Origin of the sequence: Nocardiopsis prasina DSM 43845, assembly GCF_000341265.1 — a bacterium.
GTDB classification, from domain to species: Bacteria; Actinomycetota; Actinomycetes; order Streptosporangiales; family Streptosporangiaceae; genus Nocardiopsis; species Nocardiopsis prasina.
The window spans coordinates 41,569-68,301 of sequence record NZ_ANAE01000110.1 but is presented as its reverse complement, the minus strand read 5'-3'; the positions used below and the strand labels follow the sequence as shown (position 1 = coordinate 68,301).

General features: G+C 71.0%; 29 protein-coding genes and 1 pseudogene. 21 read left to right on the top strand and 9 right to left on the bottom strand.

Translation table 11 applies throughout. The features are described 5' to 3' along the window. The first annotated feature begins 255 nt into the window (after window positions 1-255). The gene (locus tag D452_RS0110995) at window positions 256-918 is read left to right on the top strand and encodes a hypothetical protein (RefSeq protein ID WP_017544200.1); all 663 of its coding nucleotides are present in this window, start codon (window positions 256-258) and stop codon (window positions 916-918) included. On the opposite strand, the gene rraA is transcribed toward D452_RS0110995, so the two are convergent. Further along, window positions 915-1,397 carry a ribonuclease E activity regulator RraA gene (gene rraA, locus D452_RS0110990; protein WP_017544199.1) on the bottom strand — a complete coding sequence of 161 codons (483 nt, stop codon included), beginning with the start codon at window positions 1,395-1,397 and terminating at the stop codon, window positions 915-917. The two genes, D452_RS0110995 and rraA, sit on opposite strands and share 4 nt — an antisense overlap. A gap of 273 nt (window positions 1,398-1,670) precedes the next feature. Between rraA and D452_RS0110985 the strand changes: the two genes are divergently transcribed. The 7 genes from D452_RS0110985 to D452_RS0110955 all read left to right on the top strand — a co-directional run bounded on the left by D452_RS0110985 (window position 1,671) and on the right by D452_RS0110955 (window position 7,933). Next, entirely contained in the window at window positions 1,671-2,333 is a 663-nt protein-coding gene (locus D452_RS0110985) for a phosphatase PAP2 family protein (protein ID WP_017544198.1), read from the top strand. A gap of 158 nt (window positions 2,334-2,491) precedes the next feature. Beyond that, the gene (locus D452_RS0110980) at window positions 2,492-3,823 is read left to right on the top strand and encodes an AAA family ATPase (protein WP_017544197.1); all 1,332 of its coding nucleotides are present in this window, start codon (window positions 2,492-2,494) and stop codon (window positions 3,821-3,823) included. Continuing rightward, entirely contained in the window at window positions 3,820-4,389 is a 570-nt protein-coding gene (locus D452_RS0110975; protein ID WP_017544196.1) for an RloB family protein, read from the top strand. Before D452_RS0110980 ends, D452_RS0110975 begins: the two co-directional genes overlap by 4 nt. Before the next feature lie 88 nt (window positions 4,390-4,477). Further along, window positions 4,478-5,779 carry a glutamate-1-semialdehyde 2,1-aminomutase gene (gene hemL / locus D452_RS0110970; RefSeq protein WP_083927497.1) on the top strand — a complete coding sequence of 434 codons (1,302 nt, stop codon included), beginning with the start codon at window positions 4,478-4,480 and terminating at the stop codon, window positions 5,777-5,779. A 34-nt stretch (window positions 5,780-5,813) separates the two neighbouring features. After that, the gene (locus D452_RS0110965) at window positions 5,814-6,449 is read left to right on the top strand and encodes a histidine phosphatase family protein (RefSeq protein ID WP_017544194.1); all 636 of its coding nucleotides are present in this window, start codon (window positions 5,814-5,816) and stop codon (window positions 6,447-6,449) included. A gap of 220 nt (window positions 6,450-6,669) precedes the next feature. Beyond that, window positions 6,670-6,768: a 30S ribosomal protein bS22 gene (locus tag D452_RS29585; RefSeq protein ID WP_013155353.1), complete on the top strand. Its 99-nt coding sequence runs from the start codon at window positions 6,670-6,672 to the stop codon at window positions 6,766-6,768. Window positions 6,769-6,997: 229 nt separating this feature from the next. Further along, the gene (locus D452_RS0110955) at window positions 6,998-7,933 is read left to right on the top strand and encodes an NAD-dependent epimerase/dehydratase family protein (RefSeq protein WP_017544193.1); all 936 of its coding nucleotides are present in this window, start codon (window positions 6,998-7,000) and stop codon (window positions 7,931-7,933) included. A gap of 25 nt (window positions 7,934-7,958) precedes the next feature. On the opposite strand, the gene D452_RS0110950 is transcribed toward D452_RS0110955, so the two are convergent. Beyond that, entirely contained in the window at window positions 7,959-8,444 is a 486-nt protein-coding gene (locus tag D452_RS0110950; protein WP_040693548.1) for a MarR family winged helix-turn-helix transcriptional regulator, read from the bottom strand. A 119-nt stretch (window positions 8,445-8,563) separates the two neighbouring features. Here D452_RS0110950 and D452_RS0110945 point away from each other — a divergent pair, with 119 nt between their 5' ends. Beyond that, window positions 8,564-9,247 (top strand): hypothetical protein, encoded by a 684-nt coding sequence (locus D452_RS0110945; RefSeq protein ID WP_017544191.1) that lies wholly within the window; start codon window positions 8,564-8,566, stop codon window positions 9,245-9,247. Between the two features lie 83 nt (window positions 9,248-9,330). On the opposite strand, the pseudogene D452_RS28095 reads toward D452_RS0110945, so the two are convergent. Further along, a pseudogene (locus D452_RS28095) lies at window positions 9,331-10,154 on the bottom strand (HAD family hydrolase). Window positions 10,155-10,395: 241 nt separating this feature from the next. Here D452_RS28095 and D452_RS0110935 point away from each other — a divergent pair. The 6 genes from D452_RS0110935 (at window position 10,396) to D452_RS0110915 (ending at window position 14,523) form a co-directional block, all read left to right on the top strand. Beyond that, window positions 10,396-11,550: a putative quinol monooxygenase gene (locus tag D452_RS0110935; RefSeq protein WP_017544190.1), complete on the top strand. Its 1,155-nt coding sequence runs from the start codon at window positions 10,396-10,398 to the stop codon at window positions 11,548-11,550. Between the two features lie 243 nt (window positions 11,551-11,793). After that, window positions 11,794-12,492, top strand: coding sequence for an LmeA family phospholipid-binding protein (locus tag D452_RS0110930; protein WP_017544189.1), 699 nt, complete (start codon window positions 11,794-11,796; stop codon window positions 12,490-12,492). Further along, on the top strand, window positions 12,492-12,815 hold the full coding sequence (locus tag D452_RS0110925) for a TlpA family protein disulfide reductase (protein WP_017544188.1): 324 nt from the start codon (window positions 12,492-12,494) through the stop codon (window positions 12,813-12,815). Before D452_RS0110930 ends, D452_RS0110925 begins: the two co-directional genes overlap by 1 nt. Before the next feature lie 113 nt (window positions 12,816-12,928). Continuing rightward, on the top strand, window positions 12,929-13,015 hold the full coding sequence (locus tag D452_RS31955; RefSeq protein WP_355267795.1) for a putative leader peptide: 87 nt from the start codon (window positions 12,929-12,931) through the stop codon (window positions 13,013-13,015). 360 nt (window positions 13,016-13,375) lie between these two features. Next, complete coding sequence (locus D452_RS0110920; RefSeq protein ID WP_017544187.1) at window positions 13,376-14,221, top strand: sulfurtransferase; 846 nt, start codon at window positions 13,376-13,378, stop codon at window positions 14,219-14,221. Then, entirely contained in the window at window positions 14,218-14,523 is a 306-nt protein-coding gene (locus D452_RS0110915) for a DUF1416 domain-containing protein (RefSeq protein ID WP_026129190.1), read from the top strand. The genes D452_RS0110920 and D452_RS0110915 overlap by 4 nt, the downstream gene beginning before the upstream one ends. Window positions 14,524-14,603: 80 nt before the next feature. On the opposite strand, the gene D452_RS28090 is transcribed toward D452_RS0110915, so the two are convergent. Then, a complete protein-coding gene (locus tag D452_RS28090) occupies window positions 14,604-15,134 on the bottom strand; it encodes a hypothetical protein (protein WP_017544185.1) in 531 nt (176 codons plus the stop codon). Window positions 15,135-15,589: 455 nt separating this feature from the next. Between D452_RS28090 and D452_RS0110905 the strand changes: the two genes are divergently transcribed. The 4 genes from D452_RS0110905 to D452_RS0110890 all read left to right on the top strand — a co-directional run bounded on the left by D452_RS0110905 (window position 15,590) and on the right by D452_RS0110890 (window position 20,920). Beyond that, on the top strand, window positions 15,590-17,815 hold the full coding sequence (locus D452_RS0110905; protein WP_026129189.1) for a hypothetical protein: 2,226 nt from the start codon (window positions 15,590-15,592) through the stop codon (window positions 17,813-17,815). 86 nt (window positions 17,816-17,901) lie between these two features. Continuing rightward, the gene (locus tag D452_RS0110900) at window positions 17,902-19,158 is read left to right on the top strand and encodes a Mur ligase family protein (RefSeq protein ID WP_017544184.1); all 1,257 of its coding nucleotides are present in this window, start codon (window positions 17,902-17,904) and stop codon (window positions 19,156-19,158) included. A 13-nt stretch (window positions 19,159-19,171) separates the two neighbouring features. Beyond that, on the top strand, window positions 19,172-19,885 hold the full coding sequence (locus D452_RS0110895) for a type 1 glutamine amidotransferase (RefSeq protein ID WP_017544183.1): 714 nt from the start codon (window positions 19,172-19,174) through the stop codon (window positions 19,883-19,885). Between the two features lie 120 nt (window positions 19,886-20,005). Continuing rightward, on the top strand, window positions 20,006-20,920 hold the full coding sequence (locus D452_RS0110890; RefSeq protein ID WP_017544182.1) for an NADP-dependent oxidoreductase: 915 nt from the start codon (window positions 20,006-20,008) through the stop codon (window positions 20,918-20,920). A gap of 472 nt (window positions 20,921-21,392) precedes the next feature. Here D452_RS0110890 and D452_RS0110885 read toward each other — a convergent pair whose 3' ends face one another. The 3 genes from D452_RS0110885 to D452_RS0110875 all read right to left on the bottom strand — a co-directional run bounded on the left by D452_RS0110885 (window position 21,393) and on the right by D452_RS0110875 (window position 24,007). Continuing rightward, entirely contained in the window at window positions 21,393-21,863 is a 471-nt protein-coding gene (locus D452_RS0110885; RefSeq protein ID WP_026129188.1) for a PPOX class F420-dependent oxidoreductase, read from the bottom strand. 245 nt (window positions 21,864-22,108) lie between these two features. Continuing rightward, window positions 22,109-23,128, bottom strand: coding sequence for a CAF17-like 4Fe-4S cluster assembly/insertion protein YgfZ (gene ygfZ, locus D452_RS0110880; RefSeq protein WP_026129187.1), 1,020 nt, complete (start codon window positions 23,126-23,128; stop codon window positions 22,109-22,111). Between the two features lie 333 nt (window positions 23,129-23,461). Next, a complete protein-coding gene (locus D452_RS0110875) occupies window positions 23,462-24,007 on the bottom strand; it encodes a nitrobindin family protein (RefSeq protein WP_017544179.1) in 546 nt (181 codons plus the stop codon). Between the two features lie 206 nt (window positions 24,008-24,213). On the opposite strand from D452_RS0110875, the gene D452_RS0110870 reads away from it, so the two are divergent. Then, window positions 24,214-24,981, top strand: a complete 768-nt coding sequence (locus D452_RS0110870) for a hypothetical protein (RefSeq protein WP_040693545.1) — start codon at window positions 24,214-24,216, stop codon at window positions 24,979-24,981. Between the two features lie 13 nt (window positions 24,982-24,994). Continuing rightward, window positions 24,995-25,357, top strand: coding sequence for a DsrE family protein (locus D452_RS0110865; protein ID WP_017544177.1), 363 nt, complete (start codon window positions 24,995-24,997; stop codon window positions 25,355-25,357). A 63-nt stretch (window positions 25,358-25,420) separates the two neighbouring features. On the opposite strand, the gene D452_RS0110860 is transcribed toward D452_RS0110865, so the two are convergent. Both D452_RS0110860 and D452_RS0110855 read right to left on the bottom strand, forming a co-directional pair. Beyond that, entirely contained in the window at window positions 25,421-26,167 is a 747-nt protein-coding gene (locus D452_RS0110860) for a phosphoglyceromutase (RefSeq protein ID WP_026129186.1), read from the bottom strand. A 47-nt stretch (window positions 26,168-26,214) separates the two neighbouring features. Further along, window positions 26,215-26,721 carry a type III secretion system chaperone family protein gene (locus tag D452_RS0110855; protein ID WP_017544175.1) on the bottom strand — a complete coding sequence of 169 codons (507 nt, stop codon included), beginning with the start codon at window positions 26,719-26,721 and terminating at the stop codon, window positions 26,215-26,217. Window positions 26,722-26,733 lie beyond the last annotated feature (12 nt).

Here is a 26,733-nt window from a genome sequence, read left to right as displayed (position 1 = left end):
CTGCGCGACGGTGCGCGGAAATGCCCGAAGGGTCATGGATACGGGCACGTTCCGACCATGACCTCCGGCATGCCCCACCCCCGAACAGGCACATGACCCGCGGGTGCCCCCGGCCCGATGCGCCCGCCGCGCGGAATTCCTAGCGTTTCTCCCATCGAAGAAGAGCGTGAATCGAAGGGTGGGAGTGGGATGGCGGCGAACTCGTCGGAAACCGTTGTCGGAAGGGGAGCGGTTCCCGTTCCGTGGATCGGAGCGGTGCTCGCCTCGCTCATGGCGCTGGTCGCCGTGGGGGTGACGGTGACCCTGTGGCCGGAGATCCCGGAGGTGGTCCCCAGCGGGAAGGTCGGGCTCGACGGTGAGCCCACGATGACCCCCCGCTGGCTGTTCACCAGTGCGGCGCCGGGGACCATCCTGCTGCTGGTCACGGCACTGACCGTCGGCGCCCGCCTGGGAGCCGGTTTCCAACGTGCGCTCCGGCTGCCGGTGTTCTGGTCCGGGCGTTCGCTGGGCAGGCTGCTGGACCTGCACCTGGCTGTTCTGGCCGCGTTCCTGCTGGCCGTCCACGTCGTCCTCCTGCACTCGGAGTCCGGGCGTGAGCTGCCGCTGTCCACCGACCAGCTGATGGCCCTCCTCCTGGCGGTCTTCCTGGTGGCCCTCGGCCTGCTGGTCCTGGTGGTGCGCGCCCGTGAGGGACACGACACCCCCGCCGTCCGATGGTGGAACCGGGCGCGCTGGTCCGTGGGCGGGGGTGTCGCGGCGGTCGGCGTGCTCACGGGGGCCGTCGGCCTCCTCCTCCCGGAGCCCCGGTGGGCGGCCCTCACGGGGGTGCTGCTGATGCCCGTGATCCTGCTGGGATGCGCGGTGCCCTTCCTTGGGAACCAGTCCTGGCGGAACAGCTCAGACGGCCCGAGCGCCTAGAGTTCGGTGGCGTTGACCACGATCCCGTCGTGGTCGCTGTAGAGCCACTCTCCCGGGACGAACGTGACGTCCCCGAAGGTCACCGGTACGTTCTGGCGTCCGGCGCCGTCCTTGAGGGACTTGCGGGGGTTGGAGCCCAGGGCCTTCACCCCGAGCTCCAGCCCGCTCAGGGCGGCGGTGTCGCGGACGGCCCCGTTGATGACGACCCCGGCCCAGCCGCTGCGCACGGCGGCCTCGGCGATCATGTCGCCCATCAGGGCGCTGCGCAGGGAGCCGTTGCCGTCCACCACCAGGACGGCGCCCTCGCCGGGGGAGTTGAGGATCTGCTTGACCAGGCCGTTGTCCTCATGACAGCGGACGGTGCGGACCGGCCCGGAGAACACCCGGTGCCCCCCGTACTGCCGGAACTGCGTGGAGCAGCTGCGCAGGGTGTCGCCGTGGTCGTCGATCAGGTCCGCCGTGGTGAAGTCCGTGGCCATGCCAGCTCCGGTCCGTGAGTGAGCGAGTGGACGGGACCCAAGTTACTTCTCGGTAGAACTCGGGGTCGCGGCCGGGGCCGCGTGTCACTTCGGCGGGGGCTGACCATGTGTCTCTCTTCGTTGTTCGGCTTCCTGGGACTCAGGGGGGTCGAGCGGATGACAGGATAAGGACCTTCCCTTCATTCGCTCGTGGGAGTCCCGTCACCGGGACGTCGCCCCGTCTTCCCCCTGCCGTCAGGGCGACTCTCCTCCCCGTACCACCCCTGGAGAGAGATGGTCTCCGAGATCTTCGACGTCAGCGCCGCCTGGTCACGATCCGTGATCGAGTTCGCGGACGGACTCGACCCCTGGATGCAGACGGCCGCGGAATGGGGCACCGACCTCTTCCTCGGTGTGTTCGCGATCCTCTTCCTCATGGCCTGGTGGCGAGCCCGCTCCGTCAGCTCGCGCCTGGTCGGCCTCGCGCTCTTCGCCCCGGTCGCCACCGTCATCGCCTACGCGGTCAGCAGGACCATCAAGTCGTTCTTCGAACAGCTGCGCCCCTGCCAGGCCATGACGGACCTGAACACCATCGCCACGTGCGACCCCATCGGTGACTGGTCCTTCCCGAGCAACCACGCCGCCATCGCCGGTGCCGCGGCCGCCGCGGTGATCGTCGCCTGGCGCCGGTTCGCCGTCGTCGCCGCGGTCTTCGCCGTCCTGGAGGCCTTCTCCCGGGTCTTCGTCGGCGCCCACTACCCCCACGACGTCACCGTGGGCCTCCTCGTCGGCGCCCTCGTCGCCACCCTGGTCTCCCTGCTGGCCGCCCGCCCGATGACCGCGGTCGTCGACAAACTGGCCGAGAACGACCGCCTGCGCCCCCTGGTGCGCGCCCAGGGCTCGGACCACGGCCCCGAGGCCGAGCGGATCGGCCAGAACTCCCACAGCAACGTCTGAGCCACCCTCCCCCTCCACGCGTGCCCCGTCCCCCCGGCGGGGCACGCGTGCGTTCGGGGTGGGAGGTTTGCGGCCCAGGGCTCGTGGCATGCTTCCTCTGTGTGGCTTTTCCGCGAGAACCTCGGTCAAGCCACTATCGATCTGGGGAGTGGTGCCCGATGCTGCTGAGTTTCCGCGTGGAGAACCACAAGTCCATCCGTGAGGAACAGCAACTCCTTCTCACCCCCGTCTACGACGACGCTCTCCCGGAAGGTACTGACTGGGAGGCCACGACCGTCGCGGGGATCTTCGGAGCCAACGCTTCGGGCAAGTCCAACCTGCTCGACGCCATGGTCTTCATGCGGGACACGGTGCGCTGGTCCATGAACCGCGGCGAGCCCGGTGGCGGCATAGCCCGCGCACCCTTCGCTCTGGACGCGGAGGCGGGGAGCGAACCCTCGGTCTTCGTGGTCGACCTCAAGCTCACCGGAGTACGCCACACCTACGGCTTCGCCATTGACGACGAGCGCGTGACCGAGGAGTGGCTGTACGCCTACCCGAAGGGCCGGAGGAGAGTCCTCTTCGAGCGTGACGGCGACCAGTTCGCGTTCGGTGACAGCGCCCCGGCGAAACTCCGGCAGGTCGGGGACATCACCGGTCCCAACATCCTCTTCCTGACCGTCGCCGCCCGCGCTTCCAGCGAGGACGTCGAGCCGATCTACCGGTGGTTCTCCGATGGCCTCACCTTCGCGGAGGAGCGCAGCTCAGGTCCCCCCACTTGGTTGGGTGAGCCAGAGGTATCCGAAAGCCAGATGGTCCTTCTCAGCGAACTCCTGAGGTCCGCTGGCACAGGGGTGCGGGCTGTGGAGCTTGAGGAGCCAAAGAGCCATCTTAGAGATGGAGGGCATCTCAATACGGTGCGGGGAGATATTCACGGGGGCTCTGTAGTGCAAGAATCCCGAATCGTGTACCACATCCAGAAGAAAACGGGAGAACTCCTAGGCGCGTCCCGACTGTTGTTCCACCATGCAGACGGGGTAGGTGCGCGCCCCCTGGCCTGGGGTGAGGAGTCCAAGGGCACTCGGACTCTCACCGCCCTCGGGTACGAGGCGCAACGAACCCTCGAAACGGGTGGAGTCCTGGTCGTCGACGAGATCGACGCCAGCCTGCACCCCTACCTGTCCGCCAGGGTCATCGCGCTGTTCCAGGACGAGGTGCACAACCCCCACGGTGCACAGCTGATCTTCACCAGCCACGACGCGGCCCTGCTCGGACGCGTACGAGGCGAGGAAGTGCTCAAACGCGACCACATCTGGTTCGTGGACAAGGACAGTCAGGGCCGAAGCACCCTCTACCCGCTGAGCGACTTCAAGCCCCGGGGGGACGACAACCGGGCCCGCCGCTACCTCGTCGGACGCTACGGAGCCGTCCCTGACATCGACGACGAGCTGTTCCGCGAGGCACTGAGCCGCCGCGCGACAACTCCCGAGACGGAAAGCGTGTCCGGGTGAGTAAGCGTGCCAAAAGGGAGCGTGAGACCTCTCTCAGGCGCCGCGGTCCCCGTCGTGAGGAACAGCGTGTCTACCTGATCGTCTGCGAGGGAGAGACTGAGAAGGGCTACTTCGACTCCATGCGCGGGCACACCGGGGTCCGGATCCACACCGTGCACGTCCGGCAGGCGAAGCACCCGCAGAGGGAATGGGTTCTCCGCACGGCCCGAGACGCCGGACACGATGAATACACCGAGGTCTGGGCGGTCTTCGACACCGACGGGGACGACGTCACCGTGCTCTGCAACCAGGCGCGGAGGAACGGCATCAAGACGGCCTGTTCAACGCCGACCTTCGAGACCTGGCTCATCCTCCACCTCACCGACCTCCGTGCTGCGCTCGGCTCCGGAGCCAAGGCCGAGAAGGCCCTCCAAGCCCTCCTTCCCACCTGGCGGAAGGGCCGGACCCGGTTCGAGGACTTCGCGCACGGGCTCCAGGACGCCGTCGAGCGCGCCGAACTCCTACCGCCAGACGGGGACCCCAGCACCGGCGTCCACCGGCTCGTGCGGGTGCTCCTGCGTGACTGAGGGCGTGCCCCGTCCCCCCGGCGGGGCACGCGTGCGTTGCGGGGCGGGTCACGGTCTCGGGGGAGAACACAGCTGACACACTGGTGAGGTGGGTACTCAACAGACTTCAGCAGAGCTCTTCCAGCGGGCGGCCGCCGTTGTTCCCGGCGGCGTGAACTCGCCCGTGCGCGCCTTCGGGGCGGTCGGCGGCACCCCGCCGTTCTTCGTCAAGGGCGAAGGCCCCTACCTCACGGACTCCGACGGTCGCCAGTACGTCGACCTCGTCTGCTCGTGGGGGCCGCTCGTCCTCGGGCACGCCGCCCCCAGCGTCGTGGAGGCCCTCCACGGCGCCGTCGCGGCCGGAACCTCCTACGGCGCCCCGACTCCCGGTGAGGTCGAGCTGGCCGAGCTGATCGTCGAGCGCACCCCCGTCGAGAAGGTCCGCCTGGTCAACTCCGGGACCGAGGCCACCATGTCCGCGATCCGCCTCGCGCGCGGGTTCACCGGCCGCAGCAAGATCGTCAAGTTCGCGGGCAACTACCACGGCCACGTCGACGCCCTCCTAGCCGCCGCCGGTTCCGGCCTGGCCACCTTCGCCCTGCCGGACTCCCCGGGCGTCACCGGGGCCAGCGCCGCCGACACCCTGGTGCTGCCCTACAACGACGTCGAGGCCGTGGAACGCGCCTTCGCCGAGCACGGTGACGAGATCGCCTGCGTGATCGCCGAGGCCTGCCCCGCCAACATGGGCGTCGTCCCGCCCCAGGCCGGGTTCAACGCCCGCCTCAAGGAGATCGCGCACGCCCACGGCGCCCTGCTGGTCCTCGACGAGGTCCTCACCGGCTTCCGGGTCAGCGCCTCCGGCTGGTTCGGCCTGGAGGGCGTGGCCCCCGACCTCATGACGTTCGGCAAGGTCATGGGCGGCGGCCTCCCCGCCGCGGCGTTCGGCGGCCGCGCCGAGATCATGGACCGCCTCGCCCCGAACGGACCCGTGTACCAGGCGGGGACGCTCTCCGGGAACCCGCTGGCCACGGCCGCTGGGCTGGCCACCCTGCGCGGCGCCACCCCCGAGGTCTACGCGCACATCGACCGGGTCTCCGCCCAGGTGGAGAGCGAGATCTCCAAGGCGCTCAGCGCCGAGGGCGTCACCCACCGCATCCAGAGCGGCGGCAACCTGTTCACGGTCTTCTTCACCGACCGCGAGGTCACGGACTTCGACAGCGCCCGCACGACGGACACCAAGGTGTTCGCCGCGTTCTTCCACTCCATGCTCGAACAGGGCGTCTACCTGCCGCCCGCCGCCTTCGAAGCGTGGTTCTTCTCCTCCGCGCACGACGAGGCCGCCGTCGACAGGGTGGTCGAGGCCCTGCCCGCGGCTGCCCGGGCCGCGGCACAGGCCCAGTCCCAGGGCTGACCCGACCCGCACCCCGGAAGGAAGTACCTCCACGATGACCACCACCACCGTCGTCCACCTGCTCCGGCACGGAGAGGTGTACAACCCCGAGAAGGTCCTGTACGGCAGACTCCCCGACTACCACCTGAGTGACCGGGGACTGCGGATGGCGGAGATGGCCTCCGACTGGTTCGAGGGCCACGACATCGCCGCTCTGTACTCGTCGCCCCTGGACCGCACCCAGGAGACCTCCGTCCCGCTCCAGAAGGCGTTCGACCTTCCGGTGACCCTGGACGACCGGTTGGTCGAGGCGGCCAACAAGTTCGAGGGGATGTCGCTGTCCTCCAAGTCGGTGCGCGACCCCCAGGTGCTCAAGCGCCTGTACAACCCCTTCCGGCCCTCGTGGGGTGAGCCCTACCAGGACATCGTCAACCGCATGGTCGAGGTCATCAAGGTCGTCCGGCGGGCCGCCTGGGGGCGCGAGGCCGTGTGCGTCAGCCATCAGCTGCCGATCTGGATGGCCCGTCGCGCGGCCGAGGGCAGGCACCTGTGGCACCGACCCGACCTGCGGGAATGTAACCTCGCCAGTGTCACGTCGCTGACCTTCGCGGATCAGCGACTGGCCAGTGTCAGCTACGCCGAACCGGCCGCCGTGCTCTATGGCGACGGTCCGTCCGTTCCGGGGGCGTGATCCGCCCGGGTTGCCCGTAGCGGTAAGCTGGGCCCACGGGTGCGGTAGACGTGTGTACTAGTGACCGTCGTCCTCCCCGGGGCCCGCCCCGGTCGCACCGGCCACCCGCGCTCCGCGCGCGTGTGCCCGGGCGAGCCCAGCAACCGCATCCGAGCCAGCAGGTGTTCGTCACCAGTGGTTCGGCATGTCCGTACTCACTCGTCAGCGAGAAGGTGATCCCATGGGTTCCGTCATCAAGAAGCGCCGCAAGCGGATGGCGAAGAAGAAGCACCGCAAGCTGCTCAAGCGCACGCGTGTGGCGCGTCGCAACAAGAAGTAGGAGCGTTCGCGACGTAGGTTGTCTCTCCGCGGGCGCGGGCGGGCCGCTGGCACGCCCCGGACGCGGAGACACTTCACTTCCCTTGCCCGGCGTCAGCCGGCGCAACGGAATTTTCCGGGTGCACCGCTGTTGTGAATCACAGGTCACCTTCACCGGGTCGCCTCCGTCGGGGTGAGCGGTGCGTGGCCCGTCCGGACCACCGCCGTCTCCTTCCAAGGAACGTGTCTCCATGGCTCGTGTCGTACTCGTCACCGGGGTCTCCAGCCCCCTCGCGGCCGGGGTCGCCCAGACCCTGAGCCAGGGGCCCGGTGTGCACCGGGTGATCGGGGCCGACTCCGCCCCTCCACCGAGAGGCACCACCGGGGTCGAGTACCAGCACGTCGACCTGCACGACGGCAGCCTGGACCGCATCGTCGCCGAGTCCGGCGCCGACCTGGTCCTGCACCTGGGCCTGGACACCACGAACGACCCCAACCGGGAGGACAACCTCCTGGGCACCATGCGGGTCCTCGGTGCCGCCCAGCGCTCCTCCACCGTCCGGCGGCTGGTGGTGCGTTCCAGCGCCACCCTTGACGCCGACGACGCGGCCGAGGTCGAACGGCACACGCGCGGCCTCCAGCGCCGCCGCCCGGACCTGTCCGTGGCCGTCCTGAGGTTCGCGAACCTCATCGGTCCCTCCGTGGACACCCCGCTCACCCGTTACATGGACTCCCGTGTCGTGCCCACCGTGATGGGCCGCGACCCGCGCGTGCAGTTCCTGCACGAGGACGACGGGGCCGAGGCGCTCGTGCGCATGGCGCTCAGCGACCGGACCGGGTTCTTCGACGTCTCCGGGGCCGACGCGGTCCCGCTCTCCCACTGCCTTCGCCGTATCGGCGGCCGGCGCCTCCCTGTGCCCGCACGCGGCCTCAGGGTGCTGCGCGGAGTGGCCAGGCACGGACGGATCGACTACGCCAGCTCCAGCGGCGCCCGCGCGGTGCGTGAGGGACTGAGCGCCTCGGCGCTGGACCCCGCGCCGCTCAGCCGCGCCCTGGACTGGGCGCCGTCCTACAGCTCCGTCGAGGCCTTCGAGTCCTACGCGCACAGCCGGGGCGGCTCGCCTCGGGGCTCCGGGCTCCGTCCGGTGCACGTCCTGGCCCTGGCCCGCGCGACCCTGGGCAGGTAGAGGCCGCGGACCCCGCCGTCGGGCCTCACCAGTCGCGCATCTCGTCCGCCCAGGCGCGCAGCCCGGCGGCGAAACCCTGCCTGTCCCGTTCCGACAGGTGCTCCATCGCGCGCCGCAGCGGCGCCGCCCGCGCCGCCACCAGTGACTCCACCGAGGTCCGGTACTCGTCTGCCAGGCTCAGCAGGGTGCGTCTGCGGTTGTCCGGGTCCTCCTCCGCCACCACGAGTCCGGCGCGTCTGAGGTCTCCGGCCAGCTCGCTCGTGGTCGGCAGGGACACCGCCATCCGCCTGGCCAGCTCGCTCACACCGATCGACGGCACCACCGCCAGCTGCCCGAGTACTCCGCCGTGGCGCGCGGTCAGCCCGTGCAGGGAGAACACCTCCGCGACGTCGGCTGGCATGTCCATCCGCACCCGGCGGAAGTAGACCTCCAACTGCGGAACGACGCCCAGCTCGGCCAGGAGTGCGCGGTTCCGTTCGTCCGTGGACTCCGGTGCCCTGTCTTCAGTCATGTCTACGATCATAGGATTTGTCTTCCCGAACTGTTGGGGAAGGCAAAGCTTTCGGGTTAGAGTCGTCCGTACGGACCGTGAGGGGGCCTCTACGCCCCGCGACGGAGGAGGCGCACGCCATGCCCAGGGACAGCCCGGGGTCGGACCGGAGGACCGTTTTCCTCGAACCCCACCCCTACAGCTACGTGTACGTCGGCGCCCGGGTGGCCCCTCCCGCGCGGGGCCCCTTCGTGCGGCGCGACGAGGAGCGGGAGCGCGCCCTGGCGATGTTCCGGGTGCTGGCGGACGAACTGGAGGAGCTGCCCTCGGTGGTCGCCACCACGGTGTACGAGGCGGTGCTCATGCCGCCGCTGGAGGGCGGGCCCGGCTACGACGTCGTCCTGCTCGTCACCGTGGCCTCACCCGACGACGTGGCGGACGTGCTGGACTCCCACGCCTATCGCCGACTCGACGGCGAGCTCCTGATGACCGCCCGCAACACGCGGCGCATCGGTGAGACCGGTGACGACCCCTCGGCCACGTACCTGCTCAACCATTTCACCGCCCCCGACCCCGAACGCGCGGTCGAGGTGTGGGAGGAGCTGGCCCACTGGTACGTCGACAGGGTGGGGGTGGACAACTCCACCCTGCTCCAGCCGCTCGAAGAGGCGCCCTACGCGCTCGTGAACCACGTGCGCCTGCCCGGTGGTCCGGTGCGCTTCCTGGTCGCCCAGATCACCAGGCCGAGCTTCTTCGGAAGGATCCGCACCGCCCTGCGAGAGGGGCGCATGCGGGCCCTCCCCGTTTTCTACCGGCGCCGGTGACGCTCGCGGGTGCCGTGGGCGCCTGTGGGGCCCATGGGCGAACCGGTCGCCGTCCCTGGGGTCCGGCACCGCACCTGGAGTGCTCAGCGCAGGCTGAGGGCTCTGCGGTGTCTGACCGCGCGCACGGCCACCGCCCNCCCCCGCCCCCCCCCCCGCCCACAGCCCCCGCCACAGCGGCGGGCAGGGCCACCTTCAGGGCCGCCCGGTGCCTGCGGAAGTCGTGCACCGGCCACTCGTGGGTGCGCGCGTAGCGGCGCAGGTCGCCGTCCGGGTTGACCGCGTGCGGGTCACCGACCAACGACAGCAGGGGCAGGTCGTTCGAGGAGTCGCTGTAGGCCGAACAGGCCGACAGGTCCCACCCCTCCCTCCTCGCCAGCGCGCGCACCGCCACGGCCTTGGCCGGGCCGTGCATGAGGTCGCCGTTGAGCCGCCCCGTGTACACACCGTCGACGCACTCCGCCTCGGTGCCCAACGCGCCGGTCAGCCCCAGTCGGCGGCGGATGATCTGGGCCAGCTCCACCGGGGTGGCGGTGACCAGCCACACCGGTCGGCCCGCGTCCAGGTGCTCCTGGACGAGTGCCCGGGTGCCCTCCCAGATGCGGTCGGCCATGGTGTCGTCGTAGATCTCCTCGCACAGCGTCACCAGGTCGTCGACGCCGTGTCCGGCGACGAAGGCCAGGGCTGCCTCGCGCGCGGCGTTGATGTGCTCCGGCTGCTCGCTGCCGGTCACCCGGAACACCGTCTGCCCCCAGGCGAACCGGATCAGGTCCCTGGTGGTGAACAGGTCCCGGGAGGCCAGTCCGCGGGCGAAGTGGTAGATCGACGCGCCCCGCATGAGCGTGTTGTCCACGTCGAAGAAAGCGGCTCCGGGGCCGACCGGTTTCGGGGAAACGGCGTCGTGTGACACGGTTCTCTCCTGGCTGTGGTGGGGGAGGCAGCCCTCCGGATGTCCGGGGTGGCGCTTCCCCGCGTACTGCGAGCTTATGACCACCCACGGGTGCCATGCCGCGACAGGGCGAGAGCGTCAAACCTGGTGATGAAGATCACAGTGTCAAACGCGGTTTCGGCCCCCACTCTGCGGGATCTTCCCGGTCGGCCTCCCGCTAATAGTGCACGCGGTGCACATCCACCCTTTGCGGTGCAGCATCATGGTCGGGATGGTCACGGTAGGACTGACATTCATCAGCGCGTTGGTGGGCTGGAGCGCCACCGCCGCGCTGACCGCGTATGCCCAACGCCGTCCGAGTGTCTCCGCGATCGCCTGGCTGATCGCGTCCCTGGCGGTCACCGTCGGCCTCAGCGCCGCGGTCATCGGGGTGCTCTTCGACTTCGGGCAGCTCACCTTCCGACTGCTGCACATCGGTGTCAGCCTCCTGGGTCCGCTCTACGCGGCCTGGGGCGCCATGGAGTTCGCGGTCCGTTCACCCAACGGTCTGTTCACCACGCGCCTCTTCGTCACCGCCCTGACCATCGTTCCCCTGGTGGTGCTCAGCGTCGACCGCATCAGCGGCCGGTTCGACGCGGCCTTCCCCCCGCTGGGAGACCACTACGACCTGATCCCTCGCTCGCTCACCAACGGCGTGCAGGGCTTCGTCGCCGTCCTCCTCGTCATCGCGATCGTCGCCGTCGTGCGGCGCGGGACCCGCGGCCCCGGACGGACCGACCTGGCGGTGCTGGGTCTGGTCGCGCTCTCCGTGCTCCTCGCCGTCGTGGTCGGACGCATGGGGCTGGGCGCCCTCGGCCCGCTGCTGGTCCTCGGTGCGGTCTCCTCCCTCTGGGGAGCCGGGGCGCTGGCCGCCAAGCCGCGCCGCGACCCCTACGACGACGGGTACGACGACTACTTCGACGACGAGTACGACGACGAAGACGAACTCGACGACGAGCCCCAGGAGGAGCCCGTGCGCCGCAAGCGCCGCAACGCCGAGAACTACGACGACCTCTATGAGGGTGCGCCCGCCGCCGCGCCCAGCAAGGTCCGCGGCGTCATCACGATCTACACGCTCGCCGACGGCGAGGGCGGCGGGTTCGACCAGCTCGCCAACGCCGTCGTGGCCGAGGTCTCCAAGCGCGAGCCGGACACCCTGCTGTTCGCCTCGCACACCGTGCCCAGTGCCCCCCTCCAGCGCATCGTCTACGCGATCTACCGCGACGAGCTGGCCCAGGAGGAGCACGAGCAGCAGCCGCACGTCATGGAGTTCACACGCCGCCTCTCCGGGCACGTGGTGGCCACCAACGTGATCGAGCTCTCCCTCTCCGGTGCGGCCGCCACCGACGGCCTCGCCGCCATGCTGATGCCCCGCTGACCAGGCGCTTCGCTCCGCAGGCGGTCCCTTCGGCACGGTTCGGGGGGACCGCGTACCGACCGTGACGAACGCCCCCGGCGCAACCAATTCCGGGCGCCCCGCGTCTCATGCCGGGTGAAGTACCCTTCCCTACAGGTTTTTCATGACCGGCGCCCGTCGGGTGCCGATGGCGTGTGACCGAGACCGGCCGGATGACCCAGCCGAGAGCCGCGCCGGAGCGAAAGAAAGTTGCTGGGAGCCCCGATGCGCAAGTTCCTTGTCGTCTTCCTGATCCTTCTCGCCGCCCTCGTAGTGGTGGCGGACGTGGGAGCGCGTTCGTTCGCGCAGAACACCCTGGCCGAGCGCCTGGCACAGCAGATGGAGATGTCCGACGAACCGGACGTGTCCATTGAGGGCTGGGCCTTCCTGCCCCAGGTGGTCAGCGGTACCTACACCGAGGTCAACATCCAGGCCGACAGCGCCACGATGGGCGGTGTGACGGTCGAGCAGATCGAGGCCACCGCCTCCGACGTCGACGCGCCGCTGAGCGACCTCATGGACCAGCCCACCGTGACCGCTGGCCAGGTGGACGGGTCCTTCGTGGTGCCCTACGCCTACTTCAACCCGTACCTGCCCGAGGGCATGACCATCACCACCGAGAACGGTGAGCCCCGCATCAACGGCGAGCTGGCCGTCCCGGAGATGGGCCGGAGCGTCTCGGTCTCCAGCGGTGGCGAGTTCTCCGTCGACGGGGACACCCTGTACGTGACCCCGGTCGGCATCGAGGTGGCGGACGTCCCCTTCAACGTCGACGCCATGGTCTCGAACATGCTGACCTTCAGCGCCCAGGTGCCCGAGCTGCCCTTCGGCCTGACCGCCGAGGACATGGAGGCCACCTCCAACGGCCTCAGGATCACCGGTACGGGCAGCGACGTCCCGCTGATGGGCTCCGAGGCCGTCTGATGACCCCGGCGGTGGAGACGCTCGGCCCCGACGTGCTCGGTGCCGAGCTGGGTACGCGGGCCACACTCGTGCAGTTCTCCAGCGCCTTCTGCCAGCCGTGCCGCGCCACCCGCCGTGTCCTGGAGGACGTGGCCGGCATGGTCGCGGGGGTGGCGCACGTGGAGGTCGACGCCGAATCCCGGCTGGACCTGGTGCGTCGGCTGGAGGTCCAGGGGACCCCGACGGTGTTCGTGCTCGACGCCGACGGCCGGGTGGTCCGCAGGGCCGGGGGCCAGCCCCGCAAGGCCGACGTGATCGCCGCACTCGGCGAGGCCGTGCGCTGACGACGCCCGACAATCCGGCGATTCCACGACCCCCGTCCCACATTCTGGGACGCTCGTCCTGTGATCCAGGACACCCGTGACAAGATCGCGGTGCGGGCTGTAGCGTCTAGGACGTGACTTCCTTGACGAGCGCGTATCTGACGAAGCGACGAGCGGTGGACTTCTGCCGCGTCGCTGCCGCGCTCTGTCCGTGTCCCTAGGGCGGACGGGCCACCTTCGAGCCCCCGCTCGCTCCGTGCGACCGGCACCCTCCTTCGCGCACGCGTGGAATCGACGGCCTTCCTCCGTCATCCCTCCCGGACCCCGATGAACCGCGGCGGATCTCTCCTCCGCCCTCCGTCGGCAACCCCGAGGACACCCACCCACCGTGCCCGGACGGCTCGCCGCCGCCGCGACCGCCCTTTCCCACGCGTACTGCCTCTCCTCGCCCTCCCCTCCGGAACACCCGGGGGCCGTCAGGGAAGGGGAGGCCGCCTGAGACCCCTGTTCCGGGCACCGCGCGCCCGGAACGCGACGCACCGACCGCACACGCGACACACAGAAAGCACAGGAGGTTCCTCATGAGCCGCTCCGACGTCCTCGTGGACGCCGAATGGGTGGAGGCTCACCTGGACGACGCCAACGTCGTCCTGGTCGAGGTGGACGAGGACACGTCCGCCTACGACAAGGGCCACATCCCCGGCGCCGTCAAGATCGACTGGAAGACGGACCTCCAGGACCCGGTCCGCCGCGACTTCGTGGACCGCACCGGCTTCGAGAAGCTGCTGTCCGCCAAGGGCATCGGCAACGACGACCAGGTCATCCTGTACGGCGGCAACAACAACTGGTTCGCGGCCTACGCCTACTGGTACTTCAAGCTCTACGGCCACGACAACGTCCGCCTGCTCGACGGCGGCCGCAAGAAGTGGGAGCTCGACTCCCGCGAGCTCGTGGAGGAGGTTCCGGAGCGGGCCGCCACCGAGTACCAGGCCAAGGAGCAGGACTCCTCGATCCGCGCCTTCCGTGACGAGGTCGTCGAGGCCATCGGCACCAAGGACCTGGTCGACGTCCGCTCGCCCGACGAGTTCACCGGCAAGCTGCTGGCCCCCGCGCACCTGCCGCAGGAGACCTCGCAGCGCCCGGGCCACATCCCGACCGCGCGCAACATCCCGTGGGCCAAGACCGCCAACGAGGACGGCACCTTCAAGACCGCCGACGAGCTGCGCGAGCTCTACACCGAGGCCGGGGTGGACCTCGACAAGGACATCATCGCCTACTGCCGTATCGGCGAGCGCTCCTCGCACACCTGGTTCGCCCTGCACGAGATCGTCGGGCTGGAGAACGTCAAGAACTACGACGGCTCGTGGACCGAGTACGGCTCCCTCGTGGGCGTCCCGGTCGAGCTCGGAGAGGCTGAGGCCAAGTGAGTGACAGCTGCGGAGCACCCGAGGGAGGCGTGGCCCTGGCCGACGTCGACGCGGGCAACCAGGCGGTCATCCAGGGCACGGTGACCCGTGACGGCCAGCCCCTGCGCGGCGCCTACGCCCGTCTGCTGAACTCCTCCGACGACTTCGTCGGGGAGGTCGCCACCGGGGACGAGGGCACCTTCCGCTTCTTCGCCGCCGACGGCGAGTGGAAGCTGCGGGTCCTGGCCTCCCAGGGCTTCACCGGGGAGTTCAGGGTGACGGCCGAGGTCGGCAAGGTCATCGACGTCCAGGTCGAGGCCTGACACCAGTACCACCCGCGCGCGGCGCCGGTGCCGGACGAATCGCTCCGTCCGACACCGGCGCCGCGCCGTTTTGTGCGCCCTCAGCGCTCCCGGGGCGCCGCGTGCTCCGGAGGTTCCCCGGCGGGCCCGTCGTATCGCGACGCCAGCTCCCGGTTGGCCTCCAGCGCCCGCTCTGCCCGGTCGAGCACACTCCGGCGGTAGAGGGGCGCGGTCGTGGCGAGGGTGAACAGGGCGAGCCCCAACCACAGGAGGTGAGGGGCGTGCCCGGAGTACGACTGGCTGACCGCGAAGAGACCGACCCCCATTGCGGCCAGGCTCGCCCCCGCAACCTGCCAGGGGTTCTCGAACCGGCGCACACGGTGCTCGGCCACTCGCACGGTGAGGTGGGCCAGTTCGGGGCCGGGGGCGGTCGCTCCGTCGCGCAGGTAGGGGCGGACCCGGCTCGTCTCCGCGCTCCCAGGGGCGCTCAGCCACCGGGCGCGTTCGCTCCAGCCGTACCGCCCTCGTCGACGGTTCCAGAGCACGGCCAGGATCATGTGGACCAGACCGGCGGTCTGGAGGAGGAGCGCGATCGGCTGGAGGACGAAGACGGAGAACTGGGGGTCGGACATGGGGGACTCCTCGTCATCCGGACCCGCGCGCCCGGGAGCACCTGGGCGGGGCACGTGACGGGGGATGGGGGAGGGAGGCCCAGGCGACCGCGCCCCAGGGTTGCCCCGGGCGCGGTCGCACCCATGATGTCGGCTCCTCCTCCTGGGGCCTCGGAGTCCCGTCGAGCTCGGCGGCCGGAGTCACCCAGCGCGGGTCCAGTCTTCCCGGAGAGGCGGGTTTTCCCCAGGCCCGGGACGGGGGCTGGAAAGCGGTGGACGGCCCTGCTTGACTGAAGATCACGGTTCGTTTCCTCCGGAGGGGCCGGACGCCCCCGGCGCCCGCTCCCCGGCGGAACGCGGACCGTGGCAAGCACGCCGGGCGCGGGCCCCCAGCCCCGACCTCCGACCCCCTGGCCGGACCCCGCGTGAAGGTATTCCGGTGGTACTCCCCCCGCCGGTCAGGAGGTGTTCGGACGGTGCCCTCAGCACGGTCGTCTGCGGCGGCCAGCACGCCCCGAGGTGAGGCGGGACGCACCTACCTCGGTTGGCGGCACAGGATCGTGCTGCCGCCGCCGGGACCGGCCCCCCGCCGTCCCGCGCCAGCGGACGCCCGGACCCTCAGCCAGGAGTGGGTGGCCGGGCAGCTCGACAGCGAGGCCGAGACCAACCGGCCGCTCTACTTCGCCCTGGGTGGGCTCGGGTTGTTCGCCCTGCTGTGCCCGCTGCTGTGGACCCTGAGGATCCTCCCCGGGAGCCTGGCCCTGGGCGGGGTGTGTGCCTGCGCGGCGATCGCGGCGCCGGTGGTCTTCGCGCTGCTCCAGAGCAGGCAGGTGATGGCCACCCGGCTCGAACGCGCGGAGGCGCGTCTGGCCGAGGAGCGGGCCGAACGGGAGCGGGCCCTGCACGAGCAACAGCGCGAACACGCGCGCCGGTACACCGAGTGGCAGGCCGCCGCGCGCGCCTTCGAGGCCCAGCCCCGCTGGTACGGCGTGACGGTGCCCGCGGGGGTCTCGTCAGTGCTCGTGGTCGGCGGCCGCGAGGCGGGGTGGTCCGCGCTGCTCACCACGATCGGGATCTCCCGGCTCCGCGAGGGCGGCGACCTCACCGTCGTGGACCTCACCGGGCGCTCCGTCACCAGCGAGCTGGTCCGTCTGGCCCGGCGCTGCGCGGTGGGGCCGCGTCGCTGGGTGCTCCCGGCCGACCTGCCGCGGATGACCCTGGGCACCAACCTGGACGCCGGACAACGGGCCCGCATCCTCTCGGCGGCGGCCGCGGCCTCCGGAGGGCTGGAGGACGCGGACGCCGACGAGACCCTGCTGCTGCGCCTGCTGGAGGTGCTCGGCCCGGACGTGGGCGTCGCCCGGCTGATCGGCGGACTGCGCGCCCTGGTCACCCCCGAGGACGACACGGCCGAGGACGACACCGCTCTGGCGCTGCTCACGGAGGCGGAGCGCGCTCGGGTGCGGGAGCGGTGCGCCGACGACCCCGGGATACGCGAACGGGCGTGGACACTGGAGGACCGGCTCAGCCCCTTCGAGGCGGTGGGTACCCGGGCCGACGACGGAGCCTACGCCCAGGTCAAGATCATCTCCACGGACCGGGCCTCGGGCGAGGGCGCGGCCCGGGTCTACGGGACCTACGCCGTGGCCGCGCTCAGCGAACTGCTGGAGGCCCGCGCCCCGGAACCCGCCGTCGGCGGACGTGCCGTCCGACCGCGGCGTACGCGCAGCCTGGTGGTCTGCGGCGCGGAGACCCTCCCGACGGAGGAGGTGGACCAGGTCCTGGCGGCTGCGTCCGAGGGCGACGTGGAGGTGGTCCTGCTGTTCCGCACCGCCGTCCCCGCCGCTCTGGAACGATTCTCCGACCCCGCCTGCCTGCCGGTGGTGATGGGCCTGGACGACGACGCCGAGGAGGTCGCGAGAGCGGTGGAGGCGGCGGTCTCCGCCGAGGCCGACCCGCGCGACCTGGAGGTGCACCGGCTCACCGAGGTGATCGGTGCGGCGGTGGGCGGCACAGTGCTCGAACCGTCCGAGGACGAGGAGGAGGACGACGACCTCCTGTTCCCCTCACCGCACACCGAGTCCGGCGCCCTGATCCGCAACGCCGCCGCCTCGATCGTCCCCCTCGACCTGGTCCGCCATGTGAGATCGACCACGGCGTGGGGCCGGGTCACCAGCCAGGCCGCCGAGATCGACACCCCGGGACCGAACGACGAGGAGGAGGCGCCGGGTGCGCGCTCCCGCGGCCTGGACGCGCGAGCCCTTCGAGGGCTGCCGTCCACCGCCGCCCTCGTCCTGACCCCGGGCGGGCCGATCCTCGCCGACACCAACCCGGGTATCCTCACCCTGTCCACGGCCACCCTGGCTACGGTGGACGACACCCGGAACACCGGTACCAGCGGGAACGTTGGCTCGGGTGGTGGCGCCGGAGCCACCGCCAGAGCATCGGCGTCCCGGAACGGCACCGGGAACGGCGGTTTCCGGAGGGGGCGCGCGGGCGGATCCGAACCGTCCGGGGGCACCGGGACACCGGGGGGCGCCGCCGGACCGGACCGCACGGTTCGGGACGACACCCCCGGGGCGACCAGCGGGGACGACGGCAACGACGCCGCCGAGGCGTTCGGAACCGCGGGCCGCACCGACCCCGAGAAGGTCCCGCCCAACCTCGGGCCGCCGCCCGAGCGTCTGGACTGGCGGGTCTGAGGTCCGGTGGACAATAAGCTTGGCCCGACACATCGCCCGCCGCCGAAGCGCGTTCGTGCGGGTGATCTACCGATCGTGGAGATTTGATGAGCGAGCTTCCCTTGCGCGCCCAACTGGCCTCGGTACTTGGCAGGAGCGCAGCGAGCCTGTCCAGGGCCACCGGACGCGGAGACGGCTCCGTCATCGGTGGGCGCGTCGCCCTCAAGGTGGAACCCGACCTGCTCGCCAAGCTCGCCCAGGGCCGTCGCCTGGCCCTGGTCAGTGCCACCAACGGCAAGACGACCACCACCCGGCTCATCGCGCAGGCCCTGCGCGAGTTCGGTGACGTGGCGACCAACGAGTACGGCGCGAACATGCCCACCGGGCACATCACCGCCCTGTCCGACAACAAGTCGGCGGTCAACGGTGTGCTGGAGGTGGACGAGAAGTACCTCCCGCAGGTACTCAAGGCCACCAACCCCTCCTTCGTGGTCCTGATGAACCTGAGCCGCGACCAGATGGACCGCGCCTCGGAGATCAACCTGCTCGCGAAGAAGTGGCGGACCGCCCTCGCGCAGACCGACACCCATGTCATCGCCAACGCCGACGATCCGCTGGTGGCCTGGGCGGGGCTCGGCGCCCCCAACGCCACCTGGGTGTCGGCCGGTCAGCGCTGGAAGGAGGACTCCTGGTGCTGCCCCGAGTGCGGCGGCCACCTCAAGCGCGAGACCGACCCGCACTGGGAGTGCCCCGAGTGCGGTCTGGCCCGTCCCCGCGCCACGTGGGCGGTGGACAACGACAACGACGTGCTGGTCGCCCCCGACGGTCAGCAGATCAAGCTCCGGATGAACCTGCCCGGCGACGCGAACCGGGCCAACGCCGCGATCGCCGCCGCCACGGCCGCCGGTTACGGCATGCACCCCGAGCGCACCATCGAGCGGCTCCGCGAGGTCACCTCGGTGGCCGGACGCTACACCTCGGTGGTCACCATGGGCGTCGAGGTCCGCCTGCTGCTCTCCAAGAACCCGGCCGGATGGCTGGAGTCCTTCGCGGTCCTGGACCCGCCCCGCGTCCCCGTGATCCTCGCGGTGAACGCCCAGATCCCCGACGGCAAGGACACCTCCTGGCTCTGGGACGTGGACTACACGGTGCTGCGCGACCGGAGGGTGTTCGTCATGGGCGAGCGCCGCACGGACCTCGCGCTTCGCCTGGAGACCGACGAGGTGCCCTTCGAGGTCGCCGACCGCGTGGACGAGGTACTGGCCAAGCTCAAGGCCGAGCGCCCCGACATCACCAAGGTCGACGTCATCGCCAACTACACAGCCTTCCAGCAGATCCGCACGGCGTACGGCCGCGTCCAGTAGGAGACACACACCCATGTCGAACACCAGCAGCGCCCTGCGGATCGTGTGGATCTACCCCGACCTGCTCAGCACCTACGGGGACCAGGGCAACGTCCTCATCCTCAAGCGCCGCGCGGAACTGCGCGGCATCCCCACGGAGATCGTGCACGTCCACTCCAGCGACTCGGTGCCCGAGCAGGGAGACATCTACCTGCTCGGCGGCGGCGAGGACCGGCCGCAGATCCTGGCCGCCGACCGGCTCCGCGCCGACGGTGGGCTGGCCCGGGCCGCCGCGCGCGGCGCGTGCGTGTTCGCGGTCTGCGCGGGCTACCAGATCATCGGTGAGAGCTACGGCGACGACGAGGCCAACCCGCTTCCGGGCGTGGGCATCCTCGACATCCGCAGCACCCGCGGCCAGACCCGCGCGGTGGGCGAGATCGTCGCCGACGTCGAGCCCGCCCTGGGCGTCGGGCGGATCACCGGTTTCGAGAACCACCAGGGGCGCACCGCGATCGGCCCGCAGGCCCGTCCGCTGTCCACCACGGTGAAGGGCATCGGCAACGACGACCGCACCGAGGGTGCCTACCAGGGCCAGATCCTGGGCACCTACCTGCACGGCCCGGCCCTGCCGCGCAACCCGCAGCTGGCCGACCTGCTGCTGCGCTGGCGCGTGGGTCAGCTGAACCCGCTTCCCCCGGCCTGGGGTGAGCGCCTGCACGACGAGCGCCTGGCCGCCGCCCTGCGCTAGGCCTCGCGCACCGCGGCGCCGGCGGACCGGTGCGAAACGGCCGGGCCCGGTGGGACTTCCCACCGGGCCCGGCCGCTTGTGTACGGAATGAATCACACGGTCACCGCCTTGTCACCCGACATGAAGGCAATAGCACTACAGCAGTACGGTTCCGTCGACGACCTCGCCCTGGTGGATCTGCCAGATCCCAAGGTGGCCCCGGGGGAGGTCCTGATCCGCGTGCGCGCGGCCGGTGTGAACCCGGTGGACTGGAAGCTCGCCACGGGTGGTCTGGATCCCGTGATGGAGGCGGACTTCCCGCTCGTCCCGGGCTGGGACGTGGCCGGCGTCGTCGAGGCCGTCGGGTTCGACGCGGGGGAGTACGCGGTCGGCGACGAGGTCTACGGGTACCTGCGCAAGGACTGGGCCAAGAACGGCACCTACGCCGAGCTGGTCTCCGCGAGCGTGCGACTGATCGCGCCCAAGCCCGCCGCGCTGAGCTGGCAGGAGGCGGCCGGGGTGCCCCTCGCGGGTCTCACGGCCCTACAGTCCCTCAAGCGCGTCTCGGTGGGTTCCGGTGACACGGTGCTGGTGCACGCCGCCGCGGGCGGCGTGGGCGCGTTCGCCGTGCAGATGGCGGTCGCGCTGGGCGCGAGGGTCATCGGTACGGCGAGCGAGCGCAACCACGACCACCTCCGAGCGCTGGGCGCCGAGCCGGTCACCTACGGCGACGGACTCACCGAGAGGGTCCGGGCACTGGCCCCCGAGGGCGTGGACGCGGTCCTCGACTTCGTCGGCGGCGGGGTGGCCGCGCTTCCGGTCACCGAGAACCCGGAGAGGGTGGTCTCGATCGCCGACCACGGGGTCCTCTCGACCGGTGGGCAGTACCTGTGGGTCCGGCCCGACCACGATGACCTGGTCGAACTCTCCCGCCTGGCGGACCGGGGAGTGCTGAGCGTGCACATCGACAGGGAGTTCCCGTTGGCGGAGGCCGCCGAGGCCTGGCGCCTGAACCAGACCGGTCGCACACGGGGCAAGATCGTCCTCACGGTCTGACTCCCCGAGTTCGCGAGGGCGCCCCGGCGGCGCGGGTGACGGCACCGTGGGAGGCATCGAGGCCCCCGTGACCGGTGCCGGGCTCCGCGGTGAGCGTCGCCGGAGCGTTCCTTCGCGTCCGTCGTCGGGTCGCACCCCTGAGTGACCGCCGTCCGGCCGTCCGGGCGCCCAGGCGTCCGGACGCTCGGAGCGCCCCGGGGCGTGGGTGAGAGGGACGAGAAAGGTGGTCACACCGGGACGTGGAGCCACCCCGGATGGGAGGGGTCCACTCGGAGGCGTCACCGAGGACGCCGTGTCGTCCTCGGGGGTGACCGGGGCGCGCAGTCCGCCGATGATTCGGGCGACGCCCACGTCCGGGCCGAGCACCTCCAGCAGGCGCACATGTCCACCGTGGCCGTGGCCGTGTCCTGGCACCGTCACCGGGCGCCGACCCGCGTCCGGGCGCGTCAACAGCCGCGAGAGAGCCTCCGGCTCAGGCCTGCGGAGCCCTGCCCGCGGGGAACCCTCCGGTGGCCACCGGCCCCCACCGCCGCGGAGTGACGCGCACCAGGGCCTTGCCCTGGCTGCGCATCGCCTGGCGGTACTCCTCCCAGTCCGGGTGCTCTCCGGAGATCACTCGGAAGTACTCCACCAGCGGTTCGACCGCCTCCTCCCCGCTGAGCACCTCGGCGGTCCCGTCGACCTGCACCCAGGGGCCCTCGAAGTCGTCGGAGAGCACGACCACGCTCACCCGCCCCTCCCGTGCCGCGTTGCGGGCCTTGGCGCGCTCGGGGTAGGTGGACACCACGATCCGCCCCCGGCCGTCCACTCCGCAGGTGACCGGGGAGGCCTGCGGGGAGCCGTCCCGGCGCTGGGTGATCAGCAGCGCCCTGTGCCGGGGTGTGACGAACGCGATCAGCGCCTCCCGGTCCACGGCGGTGTTGGTGGCGATCTTCGGGCTCACGGGGTTCCCCTTCGGCAGCGTCCGGTGGTTCACCACAGTTCACACCCGCCAGGGGAGTCCCTGTCAACACGACGCGGCCCGGGCCGACTCCGCCAGAGGACCTCCGTCCTGCGCGAGCCGGGCGTGACCGGGAGGCTGGCGCATCCCGCACCCGTCGCCGTCCCCACCGTCGTCCGCGTCGTCGCGTCCGTCCGCGGGAGCGGGGCGACAGGTCGGGGCGGGGCCGCGCCCCGCCCCGGTGACGGCTACCTGGGCTTGCGGCGGAAGTCGTCGAGGTTCGCGTTGGCGCCCGTGTCCGGGTCCACGACGACCTCCTGGCCCGCGGCGATCCCGTCCACGACCAGGTCGGCGTCGACCGGAACGGTGCGCTTGACCAGGCCGAGGGCGATCGGCCCCAGCTCGTGGTGACGGGACGACGTCCCGACCCGGCCCACCTTGCGCCCGGCCAGCTCGATGTCGCTCCCCAGCTTCGGCAGCCGCTCGACGGTGCCGTCCAGGTGCAGCATCACCAGACGGCGGGGAGGGCGGCCCAGGTTGTGCACCCGCGCCACCGTCTCCTGGCCGGGGTAGCAGCCCTTCTCCAGGTGCACGGCGGAGCCGATCCAGTCCATCTCGTGCGGGATGGACCGCTCGTCCGAGTCCAGCCCCGGGCGGGCGCGGTGCGCGGCGATCCGGTGGGCCTCGTAGGGCCACATGCCCGCCGGACGGGCTCCGGCGGCGGTGAGCTTCTCGGCGACGGCCACGAGGTCGCCCGAGGGCACGAACAGGTCGGTCTGGTCCTCCGTGTCCCGCTGAACCACGCCCTCGACCACGGTCGTCACCCGGGAGCGTTCCGGGCCCAGCACGGTGAGCACGGAGAGCGCGTCGGACCGGTCCTCGACCTCCACCCGCAGCATGAACACCATCGAGTCCAGGAACTCCGCGAGCGCCGGTCCGCCCCCGGGTTCGGTGTGGATCCAGGTCGTCTCACCGTCGTCCACCAGGGACAGGTGGTGGCGCAGGTGGCCCCGGGTGTCCAGGACCAGCGACTCGGTGGCGACCCCGGGGGCGAGGTCGCGGGTCAGCTGGCTGGTGATGTCGTTGAGCCAGCTCAGGCGGTCCGGTCCGGTCACGCGCACCACGCCGCGGTTGCTCCGGTCGACCCAGGCGCTGGAGCGTTCCATCGCGCGTGCCTCGTGGGAGGGGTCGCCGTAGTGCGCGGCGACGTCGGAGTCGGGGCTGTCGGCGCTCACGGCACCCGGTGTGGTCAGCAACGGCGAAGTCATGGAACCGAGGTTATCCGGCCCGCCAAACACCCCGGAGCACCGCTCTGAGCAGCGAATACGGAGCCCCGAAAATCACTTGCCCCACCCCGGCCACGGGACGTACCTTCGGAGGCACGCAGGAAAGGAGGTGGTCCGAGAAATGATTCATTCAAGGACTGGCGAGGTGGCCGTCCGCTAGGGCGACGCCGAGCATTCGCTCGACGTCGTTCGTGCGAATACCTGACGGACACCCGAACCCCGGGCTGCCGGACCTGGTCCGACCGGCCCCGCACCCGCGGGACAGAGCCCGGGGTTCGCCCATGCCCTCCGACCGCGGTCGGAGCGCGGCCACTGCTACTTGCTCCCGGCCTTCTTGAGCTGCGCCGACATGTACGAGCGCAGGTCGTGCCCGCGCGCGGCCAGGTCCCAGGCGTAGCCCAGGGTGTCCCGGTCCTCGCCGAACAGCCCGTAGAGGCGGTGCGAGGCCTGGACCTCAAGGCCCGTGATGGTGTGCACCACCGCGTTGGTGGCCATCTCCACCCGGTTCGCGAACACGTTGCCCAGGTAGGACTCGATGAAGCCCTCGTTGTGGGCGACCAGCACTTCCAGGTGGATGATGTTCTTCTCGTCGTCCTTGGCGTACCGGGCGGTGTCCTCCTCGGACAGCGCGCGCCAGTAACCGGACTCCTCGGTGATGAGCTCTCCGAGCGTCCCGTCGGCCTTCATGCGCCAGGCCCGGCTCCGGTAGTCCAGGTAGGGAGCGCCGTCCCTGACGGTGAACTCGACCTCCTGTCCGAACTGGAGCTCCTCCTCGTCGGCGTAACCGGCCACGCCGACGCCCTCCCAGCGCCCGAACAGGAACGACAGTTTCTCCAGATCGGGGTGTACCTCAGCATCCATAGCCACCGAGCCTAGGGCATGTTCGGCGAACACCCGGCAGGGGTGCGTTCCGTGCCATCGAGGAGCCTTGGACTGGACATGCCCAATTGGCCCCGCTTTCCTGGAGAACTGGTAAAGATTGTCAGCAGACGCGGTGTGTCCTTGGGGCTCGGCGCCCGCAGTCGTCCTTGACCTCCGACGCGCTTACTAAGGGGCTGCCTGTGTTCATGGTGATCGGTGTGGCGCTGCTCGCCGTCGCGGTGGTCCTCCTGCCGTTGACCGTCGTCGCCCTGCGCCGCTGGCTGCGACAGCGCGGGCTGGCCCAGCTCCTGCCCAGCGCACTGGTGCCACGGAAGGGCCAGCGGGTGACGCTCACCGGAGTCGCCGCGGCCGGGCCCTCCGGTCTCATCGAGTCCGGGCTGGCGGGTTCGGAGTGCGTGTGGCACGGCCACGAGGTGCTCCGCCACTACCGGCCCCTGGTCCGCGACCGCGCTGAGGGCGCGGTCACCGAGCGGGCCTGCGACTCGATCGCCGACTACGGTTCCGATGAGCTGTTCGGGCTGGTCGCCGAGGGCCGCGCCGGCGCCGCTGAGCGCGTCTACGTCGACCCGACCGGTGTGGAGCCGCGTGACCCCGAGCTCTGCCTCAAGCGCCTGGTCGGCCGCCCCCAGCCCGGGGTCGCCGCCGCCGCTGACGACCTGCTGCCGCGTGTGCGCGGCCGTATCTCCGGCGTCTTCCGGGGCGAGACCATCGAGTTCGAGTACCGCGAGTGGATCATCCGTCAGGGGGCGCGCGTGCGCGTCAGCGGCGAGGTCGACGTGCGCGACGGCCGCGTGGTGCTGGTCGCCTCCGAGGGCGCCCCGCTCACCGTCGAGCACGGCGTGGAGGAGGGCCCTGCCCGCGTCTCGCCCCGCCGCCGTGAGGCCGTCCTGCTCCTGACCGCCTTCGCCCTGTGTGCGATCGCCGGCACGGTCGTCACCGCCGCCGCGTTCTGAGTAGGCTGACCGCATGACTCGTTCCCTGGTGATCAAGGTCACCGCCGGTGAGGATTCCCCGGAGCGCTGCAACCAGGCCTTCACCGTCGCGGCCACGGCGGTCGCGAGTGGAGTGGACGTGTCGCTCTGGCTGACCGGCGAGGCCGCGTGGTTCGCGGTGCCCGGCCGAGCCGAGAAGTTCGACCTCCCCCACGCCGCCCCGCTCCAGGACCTGCTGGCGGCGGTGCTCGCCGCTGGAGGCGTCACCGTCTGCACCCAGTGCGCGGCCCGCAGGGAGCTCACCCAGGACGACCTGGTCGAGGGCGTGCGCATCGCGGGAGCGGCCACCTTCGTGGAGGAGAGCCTCCGGGACGGCGCCCAGGCTCTGGTCTACTGACCCCGGACATGACGGTGCCCGCACCACCTCGCGGCGGCGCGGGCACGGGAGATCGGGTCCGGACTACTTCTTGCCCTGGTTGGCCACGGCCTCGATGGCGGACTTCGCGGCCTCCGGGTCGAGGTAGGTGCCGCCCGGGTTGGTGGGCTGGAACTGGTCGTCCAGGTCGTACACCAGCGGGATGCCGGTGGGGATGTTCAGGCCCGCGATGTCGGCGTCGCTGATCCCGTCCAGGTGCTTGACCAGCGCGCGCAGCGAGTTTCCGTGCGCGGTGACCAGGACGGTGCGGCCCGCGGCCAGGTCCGGGACGATGCTGTCGTACCAGTACGGCAGGGCGCGGTCCAGGACGTCCTTGAGGCACTCGGTGCGCGGCAGCAGCTCCGACGGGAGCAGACCGTAACGCGCGTCCCCGGCCTGCGAGTAGGGGTCGTCGTCGGCGATGGGCGGCGGGGGCGTGTCGTAGGAGCGGCGCCAGACCATGAACTGGTCGTCGCCGTACTCCTCACGGGTCTGCGCCTTGTCCTTGCCCTGGAGGGCGCCGTAGTGGCGCTCGTTGAGGCGCCAGGACCGCTGCACCGGCAGCCAGTGCAGGTCAGCGGTCTCCAGCGCGAGGTTCGCGGTGCGGATCGCGCGCTTGAGCAGAGAGGTGTGCAGGATGTCCGGGGTCACCCCGGCGGCCTTCAGGAGTTCGCCGCCGCGGCGGGCCTCCTCCTCGCCCTGCGCGGAGAGGTCCACGTCCACCCAGCCGGTGAACAGGCCCTTCGCGTTCCAGACACTCTCGCCGTGTCGAAGCAGTACCAGAGTTCCCATGGGAGCCAGCCTAGCGATGCCGCCCGGGTGGCCGCCCACGGCGGGTCCTACTGTTCGGGTTCGGCCAGGTGCGCGAAGGCGCTCAGGTTGCGGGTGTCGTGGCCGCGCGCGGTCCGCCACTTCCACTCCTTGCGGATCGCCGTGGCGAAGCCCAGCTCCAGCGCGGTGTTGAAGTTCTCGTCGGAGTAGGTGAGCACGCAGCCGAGCAGCCGGTCCACCTCGGCGGGGGTCACGCCGCCCAGCGGAAGGCGTCCCCGCACGTACACGTCGCCGACGTCGTCGGAGACGAACGCCATCCCGTACATGTCGGAGCTGCGCCGGGTCAGCCACTGGTAGAAACCGGCGTGGTTCTCGTCCGGCTGGCGGCAGAAGAACGACGTGAGGGTGAGGCTGTGCGGTCCGGCCTCCAACCACACCATGGTCCTGAGCTTGGCCGTGCCCGGGATCGTCACCAGGAACGACCCCTCACGCGGGCGTTCGACCTCGAGACCGGCCTCGGTGACGGCCTCGCTGATCGCCCTGATGGCGCTCTCGCGCTCTGTTTCCGCTGCCACGTCCTCGCCTCT